The organism is Sporosarcina sp. FSL K6-2383 (assembly GCF_038618305.1).
Lineage (GTDB): Bacteria > Bacillota > Bacilli > Bacillales_A > Planococcaceae > Sporosarcina.
Genome location: NZ_CP152017.1, coordinates 655,970 through 675,131 on the forward strand (window position 1 = coordinate 655,970; position 19,162 = coordinate 675,131).

Annotated in this window: 22 protein-coding genes; 16 read left to right on the top strand and 6 right to left on the bottom strand. The window is 38.5% G+C overall.

Translation table 11 applies throughout. The features are described from left to right. Nucleotides 1–49 precede the first annotated feature (49 nt). From MKZ10_RS03465 to MKZ10_RS03490, 6 genes are all read left to right on the top strand, one after another. On the top strand, nt 50–1,138 hold the full coding sequence (locus MKZ10_RS03465) for a zinc ABC transporter substrate-binding protein (protein ID WP_342507888.1): 1,089 nt from the start codon (nt 50–52) through the stop codon (nt 1,136–1,138). 25 nt (nt 1,139–1,163) lie between these two features. Beyond that, nucleotides 1,164–2,270 (top strand): GTP-binding protein, encoded by a 1,107-nt coding sequence (locus MKZ10_RS03470; protein ID WP_342507890.1) that lies wholly within the window; start codon nt 1,164–1,166, stop codon nt 2,268–2,270. A 31-nt stretch (nt 2,271–2,301) separates the two neighbouring features. Beyond that, complete coding sequence (rpmG, locus tag MKZ10_RS03475) at nt 2,302–2,451, top strand: 50S ribosomal protein L33 (protein WP_342507892.1); 150 nt, start codon at nt 2,302–2,304, stop codon at nt 2,449–2,451. A 52-nt stretch (nt 2,452–2,503) separates the two neighbouring features. Then, the gene (gene rpsN / locus MKZ10_RS03480) at nt 2,504–2,773 is read left to right on the top strand and encodes a 30S ribosomal protein S14 (protein WP_342507894.1); all 270 of its coding nucleotides are present in this window, start codon (nt 2,504–2,506) and stop codon (nt 2,771–2,773) included. Nucleotides 2,774–3,431: 658 nt separating this feature from the next. Next, a complete protein-coding gene (locus MKZ10_RS03485) occupies nt 3,432–4,031 on the top strand; it encodes an RIO1 family regulatory kinase/ATPase (RefSeq protein WP_342507896.1) in 600 nt (199 codons plus the stop codon). Between the two features lie 40 nt (nt 4,032–4,071). Beyond that, nucleotides 4,072–4,866, top strand: a complete 795-nt coding sequence (locus MKZ10_RS03490; protein ID WP_342507897.1) for an EcsC family protein — start codon at nt 4,072–4,074, stop codon at nt 4,864–4,866. Between the two features lie 79 nt (nt 4,867–4,945). On the opposite strand, the gene MKZ10_RS03495 is transcribed toward MKZ10_RS03490, so the two are convergent. Next, on the bottom strand, nt 4,946–5,233 hold the full coding sequence (locus MKZ10_RS03495; protein ID WP_342507899.1) for a putative quinol monooxygenase: 288 nt from the start codon (nt 5,231–5,233) through the stop codon (nt 4,946–4,948). 30 nt (nt 5,234–5,263) lie between these two features. Further along, nucleotides 5,264–6,427, bottom strand: coding sequence for a Gfo/Idh/MocA family oxidoreductase (locus MKZ10_RS03500; RefSeq protein ID WP_342507901.1), 1,164 nt, complete (start codon nt 6,425–6,427; stop codon nt 5,264–5,266). A gap of 304 nt (nt 6,428–6,731) precedes the next feature. Here MKZ10_RS03500 and MKZ10_RS03505 point away from each other — a divergent pair, with 304 nt between their 5' ends. Beyond that, nucleotides 6,732–7,505: an IclR family transcriptional regulator gene (locus tag MKZ10_RS03505; protein ID WP_342507903.1), complete on the top strand. Its 774-nt coding sequence runs from the start codon at nt 6,732–6,734 to the stop codon at nt 7,503–7,505. A 72-nt stretch (nt 7,506–7,577) separates the two neighbouring features. Here the strand turns inward: MKZ10_RS03505 and MKZ10_RS03510 are convergent, their stop codons facing one another. Beyond that, entirely contained in the window at nt 7,578–7,970 is a 393-nt protein-coding gene (locus MKZ10_RS03510; RefSeq protein WP_342507904.1) for a VOC family protein, read from the bottom strand. 327 nt (nt 7,971–8,297) lie between these two features. On the opposite strand from MKZ10_RS03510, the gene MKZ10_RS03515 reads away from it, so the two are divergent. Further along, a complete protein-coding gene (locus MKZ10_RS03515) occupies nt 8,298–9,329 on the top strand; it encodes a S66 peptidase family protein (RefSeq protein ID WP_342507906.1) in 1,032 nt (343 codons plus the stop codon). Between the two features lie 93 nt (nt 9,330–9,422). On the opposite strand, the gene MKZ10_RS03520 is transcribed toward MKZ10_RS03515, so the two are convergent. Continuing rightward, on the bottom strand, nt 9,423–9,848 hold the full coding sequence (locus tag MKZ10_RS03520; RefSeq protein WP_342507908.1) for a GatB/YqeY domain-containing protein: 426 nt from the start codon (nt 9,846–9,848) through the stop codon (nt 9,423–9,425). A 329-nt stretch (nt 9,849–10,177) separates the two neighbouring features. On the opposite strand from MKZ10_RS03520, the gene MKZ10_RS03525 reads away from it, so the two are divergent. The 3 genes from MKZ10_RS03525 (at nt 10,178) to MKZ10_RS03535 (ending at nt 12,982) form a co-directional block, all read left to right on the top strand. Then, nucleotides 10,178–10,942: a hypothetical protein gene (locus tag MKZ10_RS03525; protein WP_342507910.1), complete on the top strand. Its 765-nt coding sequence runs from the start codon at nt 10,178–10,180 to the stop codon at nt 10,940–10,942. A 25-nt stretch (nt 10,943–10,967) separates the two neighbouring features. Further along, nucleotides 10,968–12,146 (top strand): XRE family transcriptional regulator, encoded by a 1,179-nt coding sequence (locus tag MKZ10_RS03530; protein ID WP_342507911.1) that lies wholly within the window; start codon nt 10,968–10,970, stop codon nt 12,144–12,146. Between the two features lie 110 nt (nt 12,147–12,256). Then, on the top strand, nt 12,257–12,982 hold the full coding sequence (locus MKZ10_RS03535) for a hypothetical protein (RefSeq protein ID WP_342507913.1): 726 nt from the start codon (nt 12,257–12,259) through the stop codon (nt 12,980–12,982). A gap of 65 nt (nt 12,983–13,047) precedes the next feature. On the opposite strand, the gene MKZ10_RS03540 is transcribed toward MKZ10_RS03535, so the two are convergent. Beyond that, nucleotides 13,048–13,794 (bottom strand): alpha/beta family hydrolase, encoded by a 747-nt coding sequence (locus MKZ10_RS03540; RefSeq protein ID WP_342507915.1) that lies wholly within the window; start codon nt 13,792–13,794, stop codon nt 13,048–13,050. A 226-nt stretch (nt 13,795–14,020) separates the two neighbouring features. Between MKZ10_RS03540 and MKZ10_RS03545 the strand changes: the two genes are divergently transcribed. Further along, nucleotides 14,021–15,052, top strand: a complete 1,032-nt coding sequence (locus tag MKZ10_RS03545) for a S66 peptidase family protein (protein ID WP_342507917.1) — start codon at nt 14,021–14,023, stop codon at nt 15,050–15,052. Between the two features lie 83 nt (nt 15,053–15,135). Here the strand turns inward: MKZ10_RS03545 and MKZ10_RS03550 are convergent, their stop codons facing one another. Next, nucleotides 15,136–15,561: a GatB/YqeY domain-containing protein gene (locus tag MKZ10_RS03550; protein ID WP_342507919.1), complete on the bottom strand. Its 426-nt coding sequence runs from the start codon at nt 15,559–15,561 to the stop codon at nt 15,136–15,138. 173 nt (nt 15,562–15,734) lie between these two features. On the opposite strand from MKZ10_RS03550, the gene MKZ10_RS03555 reads away from it, so the two are divergent. The 4 genes from MKZ10_RS03555 to MKZ10_RS03570 all read left to right on the top strand — a co-directional run bounded on the left by MKZ10_RS03555 (nt 15,735) and on the right by MKZ10_RS03570 (nt 19,127). Continuing rightward, the gene (locus MKZ10_RS03555) at nt 15,735–17,117 is read left to right on the top strand and encodes a catalase (protein WP_342507921.1); all 1,383 of its coding nucleotides are present in this window, start codon (nt 15,735–15,737) and stop codon (nt 17,115–17,117) included. Nucleotides 17,118–17,402: 285 nt separating this feature from the next. Then, the gene (locus tag MKZ10_RS03560; RefSeq protein WP_342507923.1) at nt 17,403–18,149 is read left to right on the top strand and encodes a methyltransferase domain-containing protein; all 747 of its coding nucleotides are present in this window, start codon (nt 17,403–17,405) and stop codon (nt 18,147–18,149) included. Between the two features lie 40 nt (nt 18,150–18,189). Further along, entirely contained in the window at nt 18,190–18,618 is a 429-nt protein-coding gene (locus MKZ10_RS03565; protein WP_342507925.1) for an NUDIX pyrophosphatase, read from the top strand. Nucleotides 18,619–18,722: 104 nt separating this feature from the next. Further along, the gene (locus MKZ10_RS03570) at nt 18,723–19,127 is read left to right on the top strand and encodes a GNAT family N-acetyltransferase (RefSeq protein WP_342507927.1); all 405 of its coding nucleotides are present in this window, start codon (nt 18,723–18,725) and stop codon (nt 19,125–19,127) included. The last annotated feature ends 35 nt before the right edge of the window (nt 19,128–19,162 follow it).

A 19,162-nucleotide genomic window follows, 5' to 3' on the forward strand; every position in this document is an offset into this window, starting at 1 on the left:
ATAAAACGTAATGATTACGATTTGTGGAAATGAAGGAGGAATTGATTCAATGAATAAGAAATTATTTTTGATTTTATCAGTGATTACCCTATTATTACTCGCAGCATGTGGCAGCGAAGAGTCAGCAAAAGAGAAGGTGAAAACGGAGGCAAGTGAAGATGTTTTATCTGTCTACACAACTGTTTATCCGCTTCAATACTTCACCGAGCGGATTGGCGGGGATGCGGTTGATGTCCAATCTATTTATCCGCCGGGGGCCGATGAGCATACGTTTGATCCTACGCAAAAGGATATGATCGCACTCGCTGATTCGGATTTATTCTTTTATATCGGACTTGGACTTGAAGGATTTGTGGAAAATGCCGAAAAGACGATGGAAGGCGAACGTGTCAGAATGGTAGCGGTCGCTGATGATATTCCAGAAGAGTCGCTAGGGGAGGGTCATGACCACGATTACGGCGAAGAGGGACACGAATCTCATGGTCACGGCGAAGAGGGACACGAATCACATGGTCATGGCGAAGAGGGACACGAATCCCATGATCACGGCGAAGAAGGACATAAGTCACATGAGCATGACGAAGAGGGGCATGATTCGCACGACCATGGAGAGTTCGATCCCCATATATGGATATCACCTATATTAAGTATAGAACTTGCAATAACTATTAAAGACTCGCTCATCGAGGCATCTCCTGACAAAAAGGATGCATTTGAGCAAAACTTTGAAGGACTAAAAAAAGATTTACTTGAAATTGATCAAAAATTTAAAGATATGGCAGCCAATGCTTCTATAAAAACATTTTTTGTCTCACACGCAGCTTTTGGTTATATCGCTGATACGTATGGATTTGAACAAGTGGCAGTTGCCGGATTGAATTCGCAAAGCGAACCTTCGCAAAAGCAACTAGCTTCCCTCGTTGAATACGCGAAAGAGCATGACGTAAAATATGTTTTATTCGAACAAAACGTCTCTTCTAAATTAACCGACATCATTCGAAAAGAAATCGGTGCCGATTCACTGATGTTGCATAATCTTGGTGTCTTAACGACCGAGGATGTGGATAAAAAAGAGGACTATTTATCTTTAATGGAATACAACATCGAAACGTTGGCGAAAGCATTGAGCAATCAATAAATTTTGGAGCAAGAAGGGTGAGGAAATGATGGAAAAGATACCGGTCACTGTCTTAAGTGGATACTTAGGTGCGGGAAAGACAACCTTATTGAATCATATATTACACAATCGAGATGAACTGAAAGTTGCTGTCATTGTTAATGATATGAGTGAAGTGAATATCGATGCTTCTTTGATTAAACAAGGCGGCTTTTCACGCACGGAAGAAAAGCTTGTGGAGTTACAAAATGGTTGTATTTGCTGCACGCTTCGAGAGGATTTAGTTCTCGAAGTGGAAAAGCTGGCGACTCTTGGCGATATCGACTACATCGTTATCGAATCTTCGGGAATTAGTGAGCCGATTCCGGTAGCGCAGACATTTACCTATATAGACGAAACACTTGGTATCGATTTGTCGAAGATTTGCAGACTGGATACAATGGTTACCGTTGTGGACGCCAATGCTTTTTGGCGAGATTTCACATCAGGTGAAACCTTGCTTGACCGGAAAGAGGCCGCCACGGAAGTTGATGAACGAGAGATTGCTGATTTGCTTATCGATCAGATTGAATTTGCCAATGTGCTGTTGTTGAACAAGACAGATTTAATTCCTCAGGAAAAGGTGGGCGAGTTGAAAGGGGTTCTTCGCGCGTTAAACCCCGATGCGAAGGTCATCGAAACGGTGCAATCTCAACTAGCACTAAGTGAAGTGCTTGACACAGGATTGTTTGATTTTGAGACGTCTAGTCATAGTGCTGGATGGATCAAAGAGCTAAATGAAGAGCATGTCCCGGAGACGGAAGAGTATGGAATCGCATCGTTTGTTTACCGGAGTCAAAAACCATTTCATCCGGAGCGCTTGAAAAATTGGCTTTTAGAATGGCCGGTTGAAGTTGTTCGTGCAAAAGGATTTCTTTGGTTGGCTACTCGCAATGATATCGCGGTTTTAATTTCCCAAGCGGGTCCATCTTTAAGTATTGAAAGTGCTGGATTTTGGGATGCAGATTCCGGTGAAAAGATGAATGAATTCGTCTTAATTGGTATTGGCATGAATCAGCCGGAAATCACGGAAGGCTTGGACAATTGCTTACTTACAGAAGAAGAGTTAATGCAAGATTGGACCAGTTTTGTAGATCCATTGCCTGTTTTTTAAGCTGAAAAATAATCTATAGGAGGAATTTAGTATGAGGGTAAATATTACATTGGCCTGTACAGAAACAGGAGATCGCAATTATATTACGACAAAAAACAAACGTAACAATCCCGAGCGGATTGAATTAAATAAATACTGCCCACGCTTGAAAAAAGTCACACTTCATAGAGAAGCGAAGTGAAAATTTTTTTGTGTTTTTTAAATCGGAATGATTACTGATTAGGGGGGATAAAATGGCAAAAAAATCAAAGATAGCGAAGGATAAAAGACAGAGGCAGTTAGTTGCTCATTACGCGGCACTTCGTAAAGAACTGAAGGAAAAAGGTGACTATGAAGCTTTAAATAAGCTACCCAAGAATTCTTACCCGACAAGGCTGAAAAACCGTTGCGAACTAACTCGAAGACCAAGGGGATATATGCGAAAATTTGGCATGTCACGCATTGCCTTCCGAGAGCTGGCGCATAAAGGTCAAATTCCTGGCGTTACAAAATCGAGTTGGTAGTTCCTGGTTGAAATCGATATGAGGAAAATGCAGGACTGGTTAATGGCATCTTTACTTAGAAGTGAGGTTAGAAAACTTTCGAAAGAAAAGAGAAATCTGTATCGATTGATAAAAAAATAATCATTTCTCACGTCTGTTGATTAGCCATTTATTTGCATAAAACACTGTCGAAAAAGGATGGAAAACATCTATTGTTACTCGAGCATTTCCGGTCCGCTTTCGGCAAACGATTTACGATATCCTAGTCGAGGGGCAAGTACCGTTAAGATCGTTTGGAAATCGTTCCATCCAAAGCAATCCAAAAGAAATTATTCACGGAGTACCTAGTGTTTGATTATGTGATTGACTAGTTATTCTTGGCTAATCGACAGGCATGTCCATTTTTGATTGTCATGAATCACAAGGCTATTGAATTGACTCCAATTACGATAGCACTTACAATAAACATACAAAAAAATATACAACTTCCTTAAAGAGGAGTAGCTATACAGCAAAGTCGTCATTACGGGATTGCAATCCCCGGCTTTGTTGGCAACGACAGTTGTTTGCGAGATCTTACCGATTATTTGGTGAGGTCTTTTATTTTTTTTTAAGAGGTGATATGACCAGTAATTGGACATATTACCTTTGTCATTTTGAAATTATTGGAGGTCAAACTTTGCAAACCTATCAAGCGCTTGCAAAAACAGTTAAGATAAATGAGAAAAACCGTTTAATTTGCTTTGATGATTCGTTAGAGCATGTTGGAACAGGAAGAAGTGCATTTGTGTTTAGAATAAAATCCACAATGAGGGCAATGAAAGTATATTTCCCTGCCTTTGAGTATCTTGCCAAAGAGGAAACTGAAATTTATAAAAAACTTCAAGACTTCACGTATTATCCATCCGTCTATGATTCAGGATCGAATTATGTCGTAATGGATTATATTGAGGGCCATACCCTTTTTGAATGCTTATCTCGTGGGGAAAATGTAACGCTTGCATATATTAAAAAAATCGATTATGCCCTATCTTTAGCAGCTTCAAGGGGACTAAATCCATCTGATATTCACTTGCGAAATATTATAATCACTTTTACCGGTGAGACAAAAATCATTGACGTCGCTCGTTTTAGACAAACGAAACATTGTAGACAATGGCAAGATTTAAAAAAGGCTTATGATAAATTTTACTGCAAACGTTTATTTCCAAAGAAAATTCCTGTTCCATTCCTAAATCTCATTGCTAGTCTTTATAAAAAAGGATGGATCGGATTTTAGTAGGCGTAAATTACCAATTCGAGAAAGGGGGGAAAGAACGGTGATTGATTCTAAAGAACAGCTCATAGAAGAGCTTAAAAAAGTAGAAGAATGGGAAAAAGATCAGAGTGATTTATGGTTTTGGGAAAAGTTAGGCCGCTTGCCGTTTAAAATAATTGATAAATGGACGCCAGATTTCATTCAGCGTAAAATCGGTATACTCCTGGACGAGCTTGGCCAGTACATTCAAACAGGGGGGAGTTATTTAAGCTCAGTCTCTAAAATTTCTTCTTATTACCCTAACTTGGGTGTAAGTACGTTAGAAAATGTTGAAAAGCTCCCGATTTCTACTATGGATGCCGCTGTTGAACAAATTACTGGTAATCGCAAAAAACTTGCAACGCTACAAGGAGCAAGTACAGGTATTGGCGGTGTTTTCACATTAACAATTGACATTCCGTTACTGCTTGGTTTGCAATTAAAAACATTGCAAGACATAGCGATTTGTTATGGCTATGACCCCAATCAGAAAGAAGAACGTTTGTTTATCATAAAATGCCTGCAGTATGTTTCTGCCGACATTGTAGGCAAACAGGCTATCTTGACTCAATTGTCCCGATTTGATTCACCTGATGATGCTTCAAAGCGTGAGATGATTTCTGAGCTACAGGGCTGGCGTGAAGTCTTTTTTTCCTATCGGGATCAACTTGGTGGGAAAAAGTTTTTTCAAATGATTCCGATTGCAGGTCTCTTGTTCGGTGCATTCATTAATCGTTCCGCTGTAAATGATATTGCTGAAGCGGGAAAAATGCTGTATCGAAAAAGAAGAATTGTTAATAGGCTGAGCTTAATGTAAAGCTTCTTAGTGAGGAGTACCAGGTTCTCGTTAATTTATGAATTGATTTTGGAACGCTGGTACCCGACTCTAAAGAAAATTACTTTAGTTCTCTATAAATATTGATTTCTGTACTTTCTCGAAGTTTTCTAAGCTCTGGAACAATTTTTAAAACATGTTCCGTTTTATTGTGTAGATGTATAGCCTCTTCGTTTTCCCACTCTTCGAGCATCGTCAGGATAGTCGGATCATTGATGTCTTCATGAAGAGTGTACGTTATACACCCTTTTTCTTTTCGGGTTTCTGAAATAACTTCTCTAGCGATTCGTAAATAATCTTCAACCTTTACACCTGGTTTTAGTTTGGCTTTAGCTACAACTTTAATCATTTAAATTAGCTCCTTTTTTAAAAATCATATTTAATGAGTTCCAGTGACATCTAATGTAGTGTTCGTTACATGTTTTTTCTCAAAAGTGGAAGTGTCAATTTTTTCTTGTAATTTTTCGAGATAAAAATCTGGATTGACTGGTAATTCTACCGTTTTGTTTAGCCAAGAAGATAAGTAAATGGCATTTGAAATTTCTAATGCCTTTACACCTTCCTCGCCTGGTGCAAGCAAAGGTGAACCTTTGACAATCGAATCAATCCAGTTTTGGATAATAGTTATATGACCAGCATTTTCATTTTTTACGGGAATGTCGATTTTCCAACATTCAGGCTCTCCAAAACCGCCGGTAAATGTTGCATTAAATTCACGTTCTGATTGCGTTAAGCGGTAAAAAGTAAGGGCTTCATTTTCCACGACTATTTTTCCACGTTCACCAACGATTTCGAATCGATTCGTACCAGGTGCTTCTCCGGTTGAAGTAATAAATACGCCCGTCGCCCCATTTTCGTATTCCACATATGCGGTTACATCATCTTCAACTTCAATATCATGATACTTTCCAAAACTACACACGGCACGAACACTCTTTGGCATATACCCCGTTGTCCACTGCCAAATATCTAGTTGGTGAAGTGCCTGATTGATTAAAACCCCACCGCCTTCACCTTTCCATGTGGCTCTCCATTTACTGGAATCGTAATAACTTTGTGGACGGTAAGTACCAGTTGCGATCCAATGGGTCCGTTTAATAGCTCCCAATTCACCTGATTGAATGAGCTCACGCAATTTTTGATAAAGGGGATTTGCTCGTTGGTTATACATGATACCGAACATTTTTCCACTTGCTTTGGCTGCATCATTCATTTCCAATACATTTTTTGTATAGACACCTGCGGGTTTTTCAATGAGGACATGTATCCCTTTAGCAAATGCCATTTTTGCCAGCTTTGGATGGCTGTAATGTGGTGTCGCAATGAGGACGGCATCAATTCCTGATTCGTCAAAAAAAGTATCAACGTCCTGAAAAATTTGAATATCCCCTGTAGTATGATTTTTAATCCATTCGATTCGACTTTCATTACTGCTACAAATGGCTGTTAATATTGCACCTTCAATTTGTCCTGTATCCAGCATTTGAACATGTGAACTGCCGATATTTCCTATTCCGATGACGCCAACTTTAATCAAACTCATAGATTCCACCCCATTTATAAGTATTTATTTGAAGAAAAATGAAAAATACAAGCAATCAATTGGATATTTCACACTCAAGATGTCTGGTTTTTTATTCTTTGATTCCTTATAGAAATGTTGTCCCGTCACAAAAGCCCTATTAATCTATTCTGCTATTTATTTTATTGACAACCACGATGTGGTATAGTTGTATTGCATGGTGGTTAACATAAGTATAATAAATTAAAATATTTTGTCAATCTTTCATTGTACATGCTGTTAGATATAATTAGATTAGTATATGTAAAGGAAGGAGCACTTACTTTTGAACAACGAAAAACAAGATCAACATAAAACATCAAATGTTCAAGTTATCTCACGCGCAGCTAAAATATTGAGGGCGCTTAGAGATCATCCGAAAGGATTAAGTCTATCGGAAATTGCAAAAGAAGTGGATCTAGCTAGATCGACGGTTCAAAGAATTGTGACTACATTAGAGCAGGAGAGGTTTGTCGTAGCAGCTTCTACTAGCGGCGGTATTCGTCTCGGACCTGAGATTACGCTACTTGCCGCTGCTGTCCGTAGTGATGTAAGAGAAGAAATTAGACCATTTTTAATACACCTTTCTAATGTAGTGAATGAAACTGTTGACCTTTCGGTATTAGATAACGGCAAGGTGCTTTTTGTAGATCAAATTGTTGCCCCGCATCCATTACAGGCAACTTCTCAACCTGGTGCATCTTTTCCGTTACATTGCACGGCTAATGGAAAAGCCATACTTGCATCACTGCCAAGGGCTGAGATTGAGAAACTGTTACCGGAGCAGCTAAAACCGTACAATGATCAAACGATTACGAATCGGGAGGAATTGATTAAAGAGTTAGAAGGGGTCTGTAAAGATGGGATTGCTTTTGCGAGGGAGGAGCATATTCAGGGGATTTGTGCGGTAGGTGCGGTTGTTTTTGATAGTATGAGAAATCTACATGCTGTCTCAATCCCCATCCCATTCACTCGTTTTTATGGCAATGAAGAGAAGCTTGCGGCTGCCCTTCTCGATACCTGTCAAAAGATCAACCACCACTTTGCTAGTAAACAATAAAGAATGAAAAATCAGGCCCCATCCTCTTGGAAGAATGGGGCCGGGGGGGAAGAAGAATAGGTAAGCCTTTTCTTAACTCCTCATATGAGGGGATTCAGGATTCATTTCCATGAATTCAATCCAATTTCCATCAGGATCTACTATCCAAAATTGGTAGTTCAAAGCCACTCCTTGGGAAATTTCTATTTCTAAAGAGATTCCATTTGTCTTCAAGCGATCGGCTGTTTCCTGGATATTATCTACCTCGAAACAGATATGTTTTGTTCGTTCTTTAACGCCATCGTTACCTCCGTAAAATAATTCAATGAAACACCCATCAGCTACCTTCACGTATACAATCCACGGGTCACCATTTGGTTGATTCAATTCAAACGCTTGCTTAAAACCAAGTTTATTGCAATAAAAATCCAATGAGCGTTCCATATCTACTACACTAAATCCTACATGACCAATTCCTGTAATCATCGTTCATCCTCCTTGTTTTCTTATTGTTTTAATCGTTTTTAGTACTTTACTTATTGTCCTTAAACTTCTTAATAAAATCTATGGCCACGCTCAATTGTAACATTAGAGAGAATATTCTTTCTAATGGATATTTCATAGATTGAACAACTTTTTTGAATGAGTTGCAAATTAGTGGGTTCTTTGTAATATAAGTAGTAATAATACAATGTTAAGAATTTCCTTTATACATTATAATTAGATTGGTTGAACTCTTTGGGTAAATACTTTTTTAATAATGTAGTGCCGAGATGATATCGAATTAAAGTAAGCGATGAGGAGGGCTTTACGATGTTAATAAAACCGAAAATGTTAAGAGTCGGAGATAAAGTAGCAACGATTAGTTTATCTTGGGGTGGAGCGGGTGAACGGGAATTAAAATGGCGCTATGAACAAGGAGTAGAGAGGCTTAGAACCGTTTTTCATTTGGAAGTTGCTGCAATGCCAAATAGTTTAAAAGGGTCTGATTTTTTATATGACAATCCAAAAGCACGTGCGGAGGATCTAATGAATGCATTCAAGGACCCTTCGATTAAAGGAATCATTTCAAATATTGGAGGAAGCGATAGCATTCGTTTGTTACCGTATATTGATTTTGATGTCATTCGCGAGAATCCGAAAGTGTTTATCGGCTATTCGGACTCGACAATTACGCATTTGTTTTGCCATAAAGCAGGGATCTCGTCTTTTTATGGACCCTCGATTCTTGTAGACTTCGCTGAAAACGTGGAGATGCATGCGTATACTGTAGAGGCGTTGAAAAAGGCTCTTTTTATAAATGAGGCAATAGGTGAGGTAATGCCTGCCAAAGAGTGGACGAGTGAGCGTGTAGAATGGATTATTGAAAACAAAAATAGGCAAAGAACAATGAATCCGAATAAGGGGTATGAGCTACTGCAAGGAACGGGAGTTGTTCAGGGTAGATTAATTGGAGGATGTATAGAAGTACTGGAATTTGCGAAAGGAACATCACTGTGGCCGAGCGAAGCGTACTGGGAAGACAGTATCTTATTTTTTGAAACATCCGAAGAGACACCTGAGCCATCCCAAATTGAATATTGGTTGAGAAACTATGGCTCGCAGGGCATATTACAAAGGGCAAAAGGTATTGTATTCGGAAAACCCTTAAAGGAGAAATACTATGAGGAATACAAAAAGTCTATCGTAAAGATTATGAAGGAATTGGAGCTGACTTCGCTACCTATCCTGTATAACTTGAATTTTGGTCATACAGAGCCTAAATTTGTACTGCCATATGGAGCAATGGCTGAAATAAATTGTGAGGATGCTACATTTTCTATTTTAGAAAGTGGCGTGGAATAATAGGTTTGGGTCGACCGCAGCACAGTGATCGGAAAAATGTGGGGTTTCTATGTGCGAGAAACCATTAAGTCGCACAGAAACCCCATACCAAAATCAGATTAAACTTTTCACAACTTTCGACATCGTTCCGCCGTCTGTTTTCCCAGCGAGCAATGGTTTTGCAATTTTCATAGCGTCACCCATGTTCATACCTTTGGTAACTCCTGCCTCCGTCAACATCGTTACAATTTCTTCCTCACTAAGTTGTGCAGGCAAGAACTTTTTAAGAAGAACCAACTTAGCTTCCTCTTGTGCAATTAAGTCTTCACGCTGTGCTGTTTGTGCGCCTTCTAATGCTTGGTGAATCTGTTTGATTTCACGATTGACGATGGCAACTTCCTCTTCAGTTGAAAGAGCCGCCCCTTTTTCCTTTTCCGCGCTATCCAGTCCTGCTTTCAATAATGTCAGTACGCCTTTGGAGAGCACATCTTTTTCTCTCATAGCATTCTTTAAATGTTCGAATACAGTTGTCTTTAACATTGTTACATCTCCTCCCAAATGTGGTTAAAAGTATAAAAGAGCTGCATGTGAAAAGCAACAAATGATGATTGGACAGCTATTTGAATATCGGAACTTATTTGCTGTTTTGTCTTACATATATACTTTGAAAAAAGAATGAAATCATTTGTTACAAATATCATCAATATGATAATGAATTGTTTTGATGACGCTATCACGATTCAAACGCTTTGGTACCTTTATAAATAGTTCTATCAAAATTCTATAACTTTAAGTATAATGTATTCAAATCATATTTTATTTAATAAAGTAAGATGTCTTTCATAAAAATGTATAGGGGTGTATGTCAAGTGAAAGAATACCGTTTACCAGAGAATTTAAATGAAGGCATTGTTGATGGAATTATTGAAGGGTATAGGGATTACTTAGATGTGCGACGTCAAAAATCTTATGAATTAAAGGTACACGGTGCTTATGCCTGGGTTAAGGGGAATCATATAGATCATTATGTAGCTTTGTCTTGTGAAGATCATGGTGTTACCAGTACTTTAGCCAAAGCGGGTTTGACCTGGCAATACTTACAGTTCTCAGATAAGGATAAGAAGACGCTGTTTATTGTGAAAAATGTCCGGTATTTTAATATAGAAGAGGTAGACAAAGGGAAAGACGCGAAAGGTCGTACGCGAGGAAGCAAAGCGTCATATATGAAGAATTTAATGGATATTAATAGTGTGGTTAAGTTTGATGAGATTCCCGCAAAGATTTTCAATCAATCTGTACAATTAGAGCTATTAGAGGATTTTCAGCCAGTGACACTTGAAGCAGAGGATACAAAAGGTATGGATACACAATTTGATAGATTTTATATCGCTACCTATAATATTGGAGAAGATCATCAAATTGGAGAAATCCGCTTATGGATGCCTAATCCGGCTGATAATAAGGCATACTTAATTAGTGAGTTAACACCATATATTGGTCAAAAACCTGGTCATTTATTTGAGATTGAGGAAGATCTAAAGTCAGTTCTAGCACAAACAATCGCAGCTGAAGGTGTGCTGGATGCAACTGCATTTGGTATTGTCCTTGATGATGTGGAGGAACAGGAAAGTTGAATGTTTATAGAAAAGAGGTGCCTTCTTGTTTATTGGTAAAAGTTTAACCAATATCCGTATTTTGAATGATTTGAGTAGGGGTCAATTAGCAGAGAAAATCGGCGTAACTGAACAGGCTATTTGGCAATATGAAAATGGATACACGTCCCCTAAATTAGAAGTTGTGAATAAAATGAAGCTGACTTTTAAGGTGAAAGCTTCATATTTTTATCGTGTAGATTTATTGGATAAGGTTGAATTTGAGAATATACAACTTCAACATATAGCGTATCGTTCTGAAACAATAAATTCTTTGAGTAAAACGCAAAGTGAATTAATGCATATTCGATTTTTAGATGAATTTATAAAAAAAATTGAATCCAAAATAAGTTATCCATCCAATTTATTGTTGCAATTACGCAAAGAGACGCTTGAATATTTCCGACAAAACCCAAATGTTGATCGGGAAACCCAAATTAAATGCATAGCTGACTTAGCGCGCCAAACAATCGGATTACCCGAAAATTCCAACCAAAACCTTCTTTTTTTATTGGAGAAAGCCGGTGCTTTCATTTTTGAGAAAGAAATTGGGGAAACCATTGATGCTTACAGTCTTTGGACGGAAGACGATAGACCTTATATTATGTTGGGAACGATTAAAAAGTCGGCTGCTAGAAGGAACTTTGATCTGGCACATGAATTAGGTCATTTATTATTGCACTATAAAGTTGAATTCAACATGCAAGATAGAAAATCCTATAGAACTTTGGAGGATGAGGCATATAGTTTTGCTTCTGAATTTCTATTGCCTGAAGAATTTAAAAAAGATTGTGAAGGAATCGCTAAAGTTTCAAATCCCGACTCGTATATCGATATCAAACAAAAATGGGAAGTTTCGTTACAGGCCATTGCAATGAAAGCGTATAAATTGGGTCTAATGGAATATCAACAGTATCGTTATTTCTTCATGTCCATTAACAAAAAGGGATACAAAACGCAGGAACCACTTGATGACAAGCTTTCAATTAGCCATCCGATGAAGATAAAAAGTATACTACAGCTTCTTTTTGAAAAAGAGCTTTATTCTGTATCCAGTTTAATGGAGGATTTAAAAGTAGACCAAGAATTTCTAACGATATTAACGGGTATAGAAAAGGAGTTTTTTGATAAATATCGTCAAAATGAACAAAAAGTCTTTACGACTAGTGAGCTGATTTTTAAATAATAAAAACCGTGGTGATAGTTACTCACTTAATCAGCGGGAATATATTTTAAATAAAACCCAATATATGTCGATATAGAGAAGTAAGAAGTTGAAAAGGACGGTGTTGGGAAATGAAAGTGTTTAGTGGATTAAAAGTAAGTCTAGTCACAAAAACTTTTTCACCACATATCAGCCATAAAGCGAATGATGAAAACGCAGAGAAATCTGGCAAAAGAGATTCTATTATCATTAGTGATGAAGCACGAGCGCGATTAGGGAATTGGCGGGAAAGATCTGCCAACATGATTGAAAGCTTATTGGAAAAACGCCAAAAAGTTCAAGAGGCGAAAAGTAATTTGGTAGAACGTACATTGGAAGCTGGAGAAGAACTTTCTACGATTAAGGAGCAGTTGGGAGCATTCGACGAACAAATTGCTGAAATCGAAGGACAAATGGCAGCAATAGAAGCACAGAAACGCGAGAGAGAACAGCGTGAACAAGAAGAAAAACAACAAGCTGCTGCCAAAACACAAGAGAAATCTGAAGCTGTCCAATTGACATCCCTTCTTCAATCCGTCCAATCCCTTGATCAACTTAGCGCATTACAACAAGTGAAAGTACCTATCGAAAATGCGCATCGTCGCCTCAAAACAGAAATGGAAAATGACTTGGGACGCGGGACATTTATGGAGAGTAAGGCAAAGAAAATTGAAGAACTTGCGGGGCGTATACGGAGCCTCGATAGCGAAATGAACAACCAAATTAGAAAAGCGAAAGAATCTTCTACCGAAATGAATGAGAATGTTTCTACCAAGGAAGAAAGGGAAGAGTTAGTAAGTGAATCGCTTGAGAACTAGATAACGTATTAAGGTGCCAGTCTCTTGTTTGTTAGAGAGATTGGCACCTTTTTGGTTAATCAGTTCTAATTTAAGCTATCTAAAGTTTCTATAATATATTTTGATGTTTCCATCATCTGCTGTATATTTGTTAACGAAGATTTACCATCACCTTTTTGGTGACCATAATCTCCAAAACCTCCATGATTTCCACCTGTTATTTCTATAAATTCTGAGTCGCCTGGCATAATATTTTTAGCCTCTTTTACTTTGTTTAAATCTGCAACTTTATCATTTTCTCCCCATAATGATAAGACTTTTATTGGTGTATTGTTAAGATCCGTTTTACTTTGGGGATAGGAAGCTAACAATACTAACCCTTTTATTTCTTCATTTTCAAGTGCATAATCTGCTGCCATAACTCCCCCTAAAGAATGCCCGCCTATCACCCAAGTATCAATATCTTTCTGCTCACTAATTATATAATCTGCTCGATTAGGCGATAAAATGGCTAAGTTAAAGTTCATTTTAGCAATAATAACGGTATAGCCATTGGAGGCAATCTCTTTCGCTAAAGTGGCATATGCTGAAGCTTCTACCTTGGCGCCTGGATAGAAAATAAACCCTATATTTTTAGCGTCGGATACGGGTTCAAATAGAATATCTCCGTTATCTTCAACTGTAACTAAAGAGTCAGATTTCAAACTATCCAAAGCTAATGAACTAGCTTTATAGTATGAACTTACATACATAAAAAATGCCGCCACTAATAGGATTAGAAAAATTGCGATTCCAGTAAAGATTTTAACCTTCCATGATTTCTTTTGTTTCATTTACTTACTGCCTCCAATCATGAATATTTGCACATTTATCGCCTTCCATTAATGGTTAAAAGTATAAAATAGGTACCTGTGAAAAGCAACCTGTATAATTCAATATACTTATTTCTGTATTTATCCATTATAATTAGATTTATTAACTTTTTGAACTAATGATTTTGAAATAACGTGGTGCCAAGATAGCGCCGAATTAGTTCAAGTGATGAGGGGGGGCTTTACGATGTTAATGAAACCAAAAGCACTAAAAGCGGGAGATAAAGTAGCGACGATTAGTTTATCTTGGGGTGGAGCTGGAGAACCAGAATTGAAATGGCGCTATGAACAAGGGATTGAGAGGCTCAGAACTGTTTTTCATTTGGAGGTTGTTGCAATGCCCAATAGTTTAAAAGGATCTGATTTTTTATATGACAATCCCAAAGCACGTGCGGAAGATTTAATGAATGCATTCAAAGACCCTTCGATTAAAGGAATCATTTCAAATATTGGAGGGAGCGAGAGCGTTCGTCTGTTACCCTATATCGATTTTGATGTAATTCGTGATAATCCTAAAATATTTATCGGTTATTCGGACTCTACGATTACACATTTGTTTTGCCATAAAGCAGGGATTACATCCTTTTATGGACCCTCGATTTTGGTAGACTTCGCTGAAAATGTGGAGATGCATCCGTATACAGTGGAAGCGTTGAGAAAAACTCTTTTTGCAAATGATGTAATAGGCGAAGTAAAGCCTGCCACAGAATGGACGAGTGAGCGCGTAGAATGGATTATTGAAAATAAAAATAGACAAAGAACAATGAATCCGAATAATGGATATGAACTGCTGCAAGGTACAGGAGTTGCTCAGGGTAGATTAATCGGAGGATGTATAGAAGTACTAGAGTTTGCGAAAGGAACATCACTTTGGCCGAACGAATCGTATTGGGAAGACAGTATCTTATTTTTTGAAACGTCAGAAGAGAAACCTGAGCCAAGCCAAGTCGAATATTGGTTGAGAAACTATGGCTCGCAAGGCATTTTACAAAAGGCTAAGGGTATTGTATTTGGTAAGCCTCTTAAGGAAAAATATTATGAGGAATACAAAGAGTCTATCGTAAAAATTATGAAGGAATTAGATCTAACTTCGCTACCTATTCTTTATAATTTGAACTTTGGTCATACAGAGCCCAAGTTTGTACTACCGTATGGAGCAATGGCTGAAATAAATTGTGAAAATGCTACATTTTCTATTTTGGAAAGTGGCGTGGAGTAATATATTTGAGCGACAGTGATGGAAAGAAATATGGGGTTCCTATGCGAGAAGCAATTATGTCGCACAGGAACCCCATATTAAAATTAAATTAAACTTTTCACTGCTTTCGACATCGTTCCGCCGTCTGTTTTACCGGCAAGTAATGGTTTTGCGATTTTCATAGCATCACCCATGTTCATGCCTTTAGTAATTCCTGCTTCTGTCAATATCGCTATGATTTCGTCCTCGCTAAGTTGTGCAGGTAAGAATTTTTTGAGAAGCACCAATTTTGCTTCTTCTTGTTCAATTAAGTCCTCACGCTGTGCCGTTTGTGCACCTTCCAGCGCCTGATGGGTCTGTTTGATTTCGCGGTTGACGATGGCAACTTCCTCTTCAGCTGAAAGAGCAGCACCTTTTTCCTTTTCCGCGCTATCCAATCCTGCTTTCAATAATGTTAGCACACCTTTTGAGAGCACGTCTTTTTCTCTCATAGCATTTTTTAAATGTTCGAATACGGTTGTCTTTAACATGTTCGGATCTCCTCCCATTAGTGGTTAATAGTATAAAAGAGCTGTATGTGAAAAGCAACAAATGACGATTGGATGTGTCTGTGGATATCTGAATTCATAATTAGATGATGCCTCACATAAATAATACTGTATCTTAAGGAATTAACTTGTAGGTATAGGAGGCGGGAATCGTTATGAGGGAAAACAATGGAGAAGAATTAGACTCTTCAACGGATGTAAACAGAAATATATCAAACATATGGGCTCATGAAATGCATTCACAAACTGTAGGTGAAAGAGGTCCTGTATTGGAGCAGGATACTATTTTGCATGAAACTTTGGAGAGCTTTGTCTATACAAAAATTTTAGAAAGACCCGTGCATGTGAAGGGCTTTGGTGCTTTCGGATACTTTGAGACCGTGCATTCGATGGCAAAATACACAAAGCTTAGCTTTTTACAAAATCCTGGACAGCAGGTTCCCGTCACGGTTAGGTTTTCGCTTGCCGTAAGCAATAAAGGCACCCCAGATACTTCCCGAAATGTGCGTGGCTTTTCTACTAAGTTTTACACTGAAGAGGGCGTTTTTGATTTAGTTTGCAATCATATTCCGATATTTTTAATACGGGATGCTATACGTTTTCCAGTGGCTATTCAGGCTCTTTTACCCTCACCGCTAAATAACTTGATGGATCCCGAACGGTTTTGGAGCTTCGTAGCTAGAGCGCCAGAATCCACCCATTTTGTAGTTAGGCTTTACTCCGATGCAGGAACAGTAAAAAGCTTTCGGCATATGCCGGGGCATAGTGTAAACACCTACGTTTGGAGGAATGCACAGGGCGTTCGGAGTTATGTTAAATATCACTGGATTCCTGGCGCTGGCGAGCAGTATATAGACAGTCAGGAAGCCGCTCGATGGAATGGAGAGAATCCGGATATTGCAGGTCAGGATTTATATGATGCACTAGCGGAGGGTAAGCCTGTTGTCTATGGGCTTTATGTGCAGCTGATGAATCCAAAAGACGAAGCTACTCTTTCTTATGATCCATTGGATGATACAAAAGTTTGGGATGAATGGCAGTACCCTCTTATACCAGTTGGCCGCATGATCTTGAACAGAAATCCGGATAATTATATGGAACAAGTGGAGAAAGTGGCGTTTTCACCGTCCAATCTTTTGGAGGGGGTCGAATTATCGGATGATAAGATGTTGCAGGGACGCGCTAATATTTACTGGGATTCCCAGCGTCGACGGCTAGGACCCGATTTCCGCAAAATACTAATCAATCACCAGCAAGATTGGTCGCCATCTTCTCTTGTGACAAGCGGCAATGGCAGATATGTGGAGGGGCATCTTGTACGATCCGATTTGCCCAAACAGGATGACTTTACACAGGCCGGACAATTTTATCAAGCTCTTCCCGCTGAGCAACAAGACCATCTAGTCAATAATCTGGCTACCGATCTTGCCGGTATATCTCATGAAACGAGACGTGTTGTTTTGACATATCTGTACAATGCATCACCGGAAATGGGGGAGCGGGTTGCCCGGGGGATCGACATGCAGATGAAGGGTTAATTTCGTGGTCTGGAAATCGGGGAAGTTTTATAAATAGTGCTCAGCCTCATAAAGAATTGAGTTCAATGTTTATAATAAAAATTGCAATTAGAAAAAGTCGCTCAACCATCGCTTGGTCAGAGGGCTATTTTCTTTTGTCGTTGCATTAAACTTCTTAGATATAGCTACTAATGTGCTTTTCTATAACAATCGTTAGCATTTACCATTATTACTTTGGGAGAAATAAAAGGAAACGGTCCCTTGTTTGTTGAATGTATCCTTATAAGGATCTTGGAGGTTTTGAATATGGGCGTTGATGCATTAATACTTAATAAAAAAAGTTGGGATGAGGTTGCTCCTCGATTTTTCGGGCGCAATCCTCTTCCAGAGTATGGACCGCTTGCTCCTCGGGAAGAGAATTTGAATTTATTGGGCAATGTGGCGGGCTCCAAAGTGTTAGATATCGGTTGTGGTAGCGGTCATTCATTGCAATATATGGACCAACAGTATGCTGAAGAGCTTTGGGGAGTGGATCTTTCGAAGACACAGATTGAAACGGCCAGAGGGCTACTGAATTCGTGCAAATCACCTGTCCAGTTATTCGAATCACCTATGGAGAAAAATCCAGGTTTGCCCAATGATTACTTTGATATTGTCTACTCGATTTATGCGTTAGGCTGGACAACTGATCTTTATCAAACGATTGGAAACATCCACCAATATTTGAAACCAGGCGGCATTTTCGTTTTCAGTTGGGAACATCCGTTATTCAGCCGGACCGAACTTACAGAGAGCGGGCTTCGCTTCCATAAATCCTATCATGAAGAAGGTTCTTATTACCATGAAGCTTGGCATGAACCGGTGATCATGCAGCAGTACAAAGTGAGTACATATATCAATACACTAATCGAATGTGGATTCCAAATTGAGAAGGTCATCGAGGAGGTTTCTTTGTCAGAGGAAGATAGGGAAAGGCACACGAATCGATGGTATTCCTACGAAAAAGCGAAGATGATGCCGACAACGTTGATCATAAAGAGTAAAAAATGTTAGCAGTGGGCTTTACTACAGGTTTGTGGGGAAAGAGAAAGCTATGACTAGAGTTAAAGAAAGTATTGAGTGTTGGATATTCAATCGGGTAACTCAAAAGGTTTTGTTATTGCATGTACCTATTTCAAAAGATTCGAGTGTACCATTTTGGCAACCTATAACAGGCGGCATTGAGAAGAATGAGTCTCCGCTAAAAGCTTGTAGTAGAGAAGTCGTTGAAGAAACTGGTTTGATTATAAATGAGCAAGATTTAATAGGTTGGCAAGGAGCAATACGTATAAACACACCGACTTTAAACATAAAAAAGAGTCTGTTTTTAGGAATAATTAATGATAGCGAGGTAATTATTTCAGAGGAACATGATGAATATAAATGGGTTTCACCCAAAAATATTTCAAGCAGTTTATATTGGGATAGCAATAGGGAAACTTGGGAAAAGATACAGACATTAATTCAAAGTGAATATATGTAGTGCTAGTCTTACAATTGGAACGCTTGGGGGTTATATTTTTGTTACTTTACTTTTGATAGATATCGTCTCTTTAAAGTTACTATAATTGAGGAGTTGATATAGTTATGATATACCAAAACGAACTCGATGGAATTTCTGCTGATATGCTAAAAGGTTTTTTTGTAGATTGGCCCAATCAGCCAAATCCAGAAACGCACTTAAAACTGTTAAAGAACAGTAGCAAAGCGATTATTGCGGTGGATGATAAGTCTAATCAAGTAGTTGGATTTATCACAGCGATTAGTGATGGTGTTTTATCTGCTTACATTCCATTGCTTGAGGTTTTACCGGCATATAAAAATAAAGGTATTGGCAAAGGATTAGTACAGCGAATGTTGAAAGAACTGGATGACATCTATATGATTGATGTATGTTGTGATGATGACCTAGTTCCTTATTATGACAAGCTCGGTATGTTGCGGACAAATGGTATGATTTTGCGGAACTATCATAGGCAATCTGGAAGTTGAAAAGACAGCTATAAATTAAAAAACGCTTGCGAGTT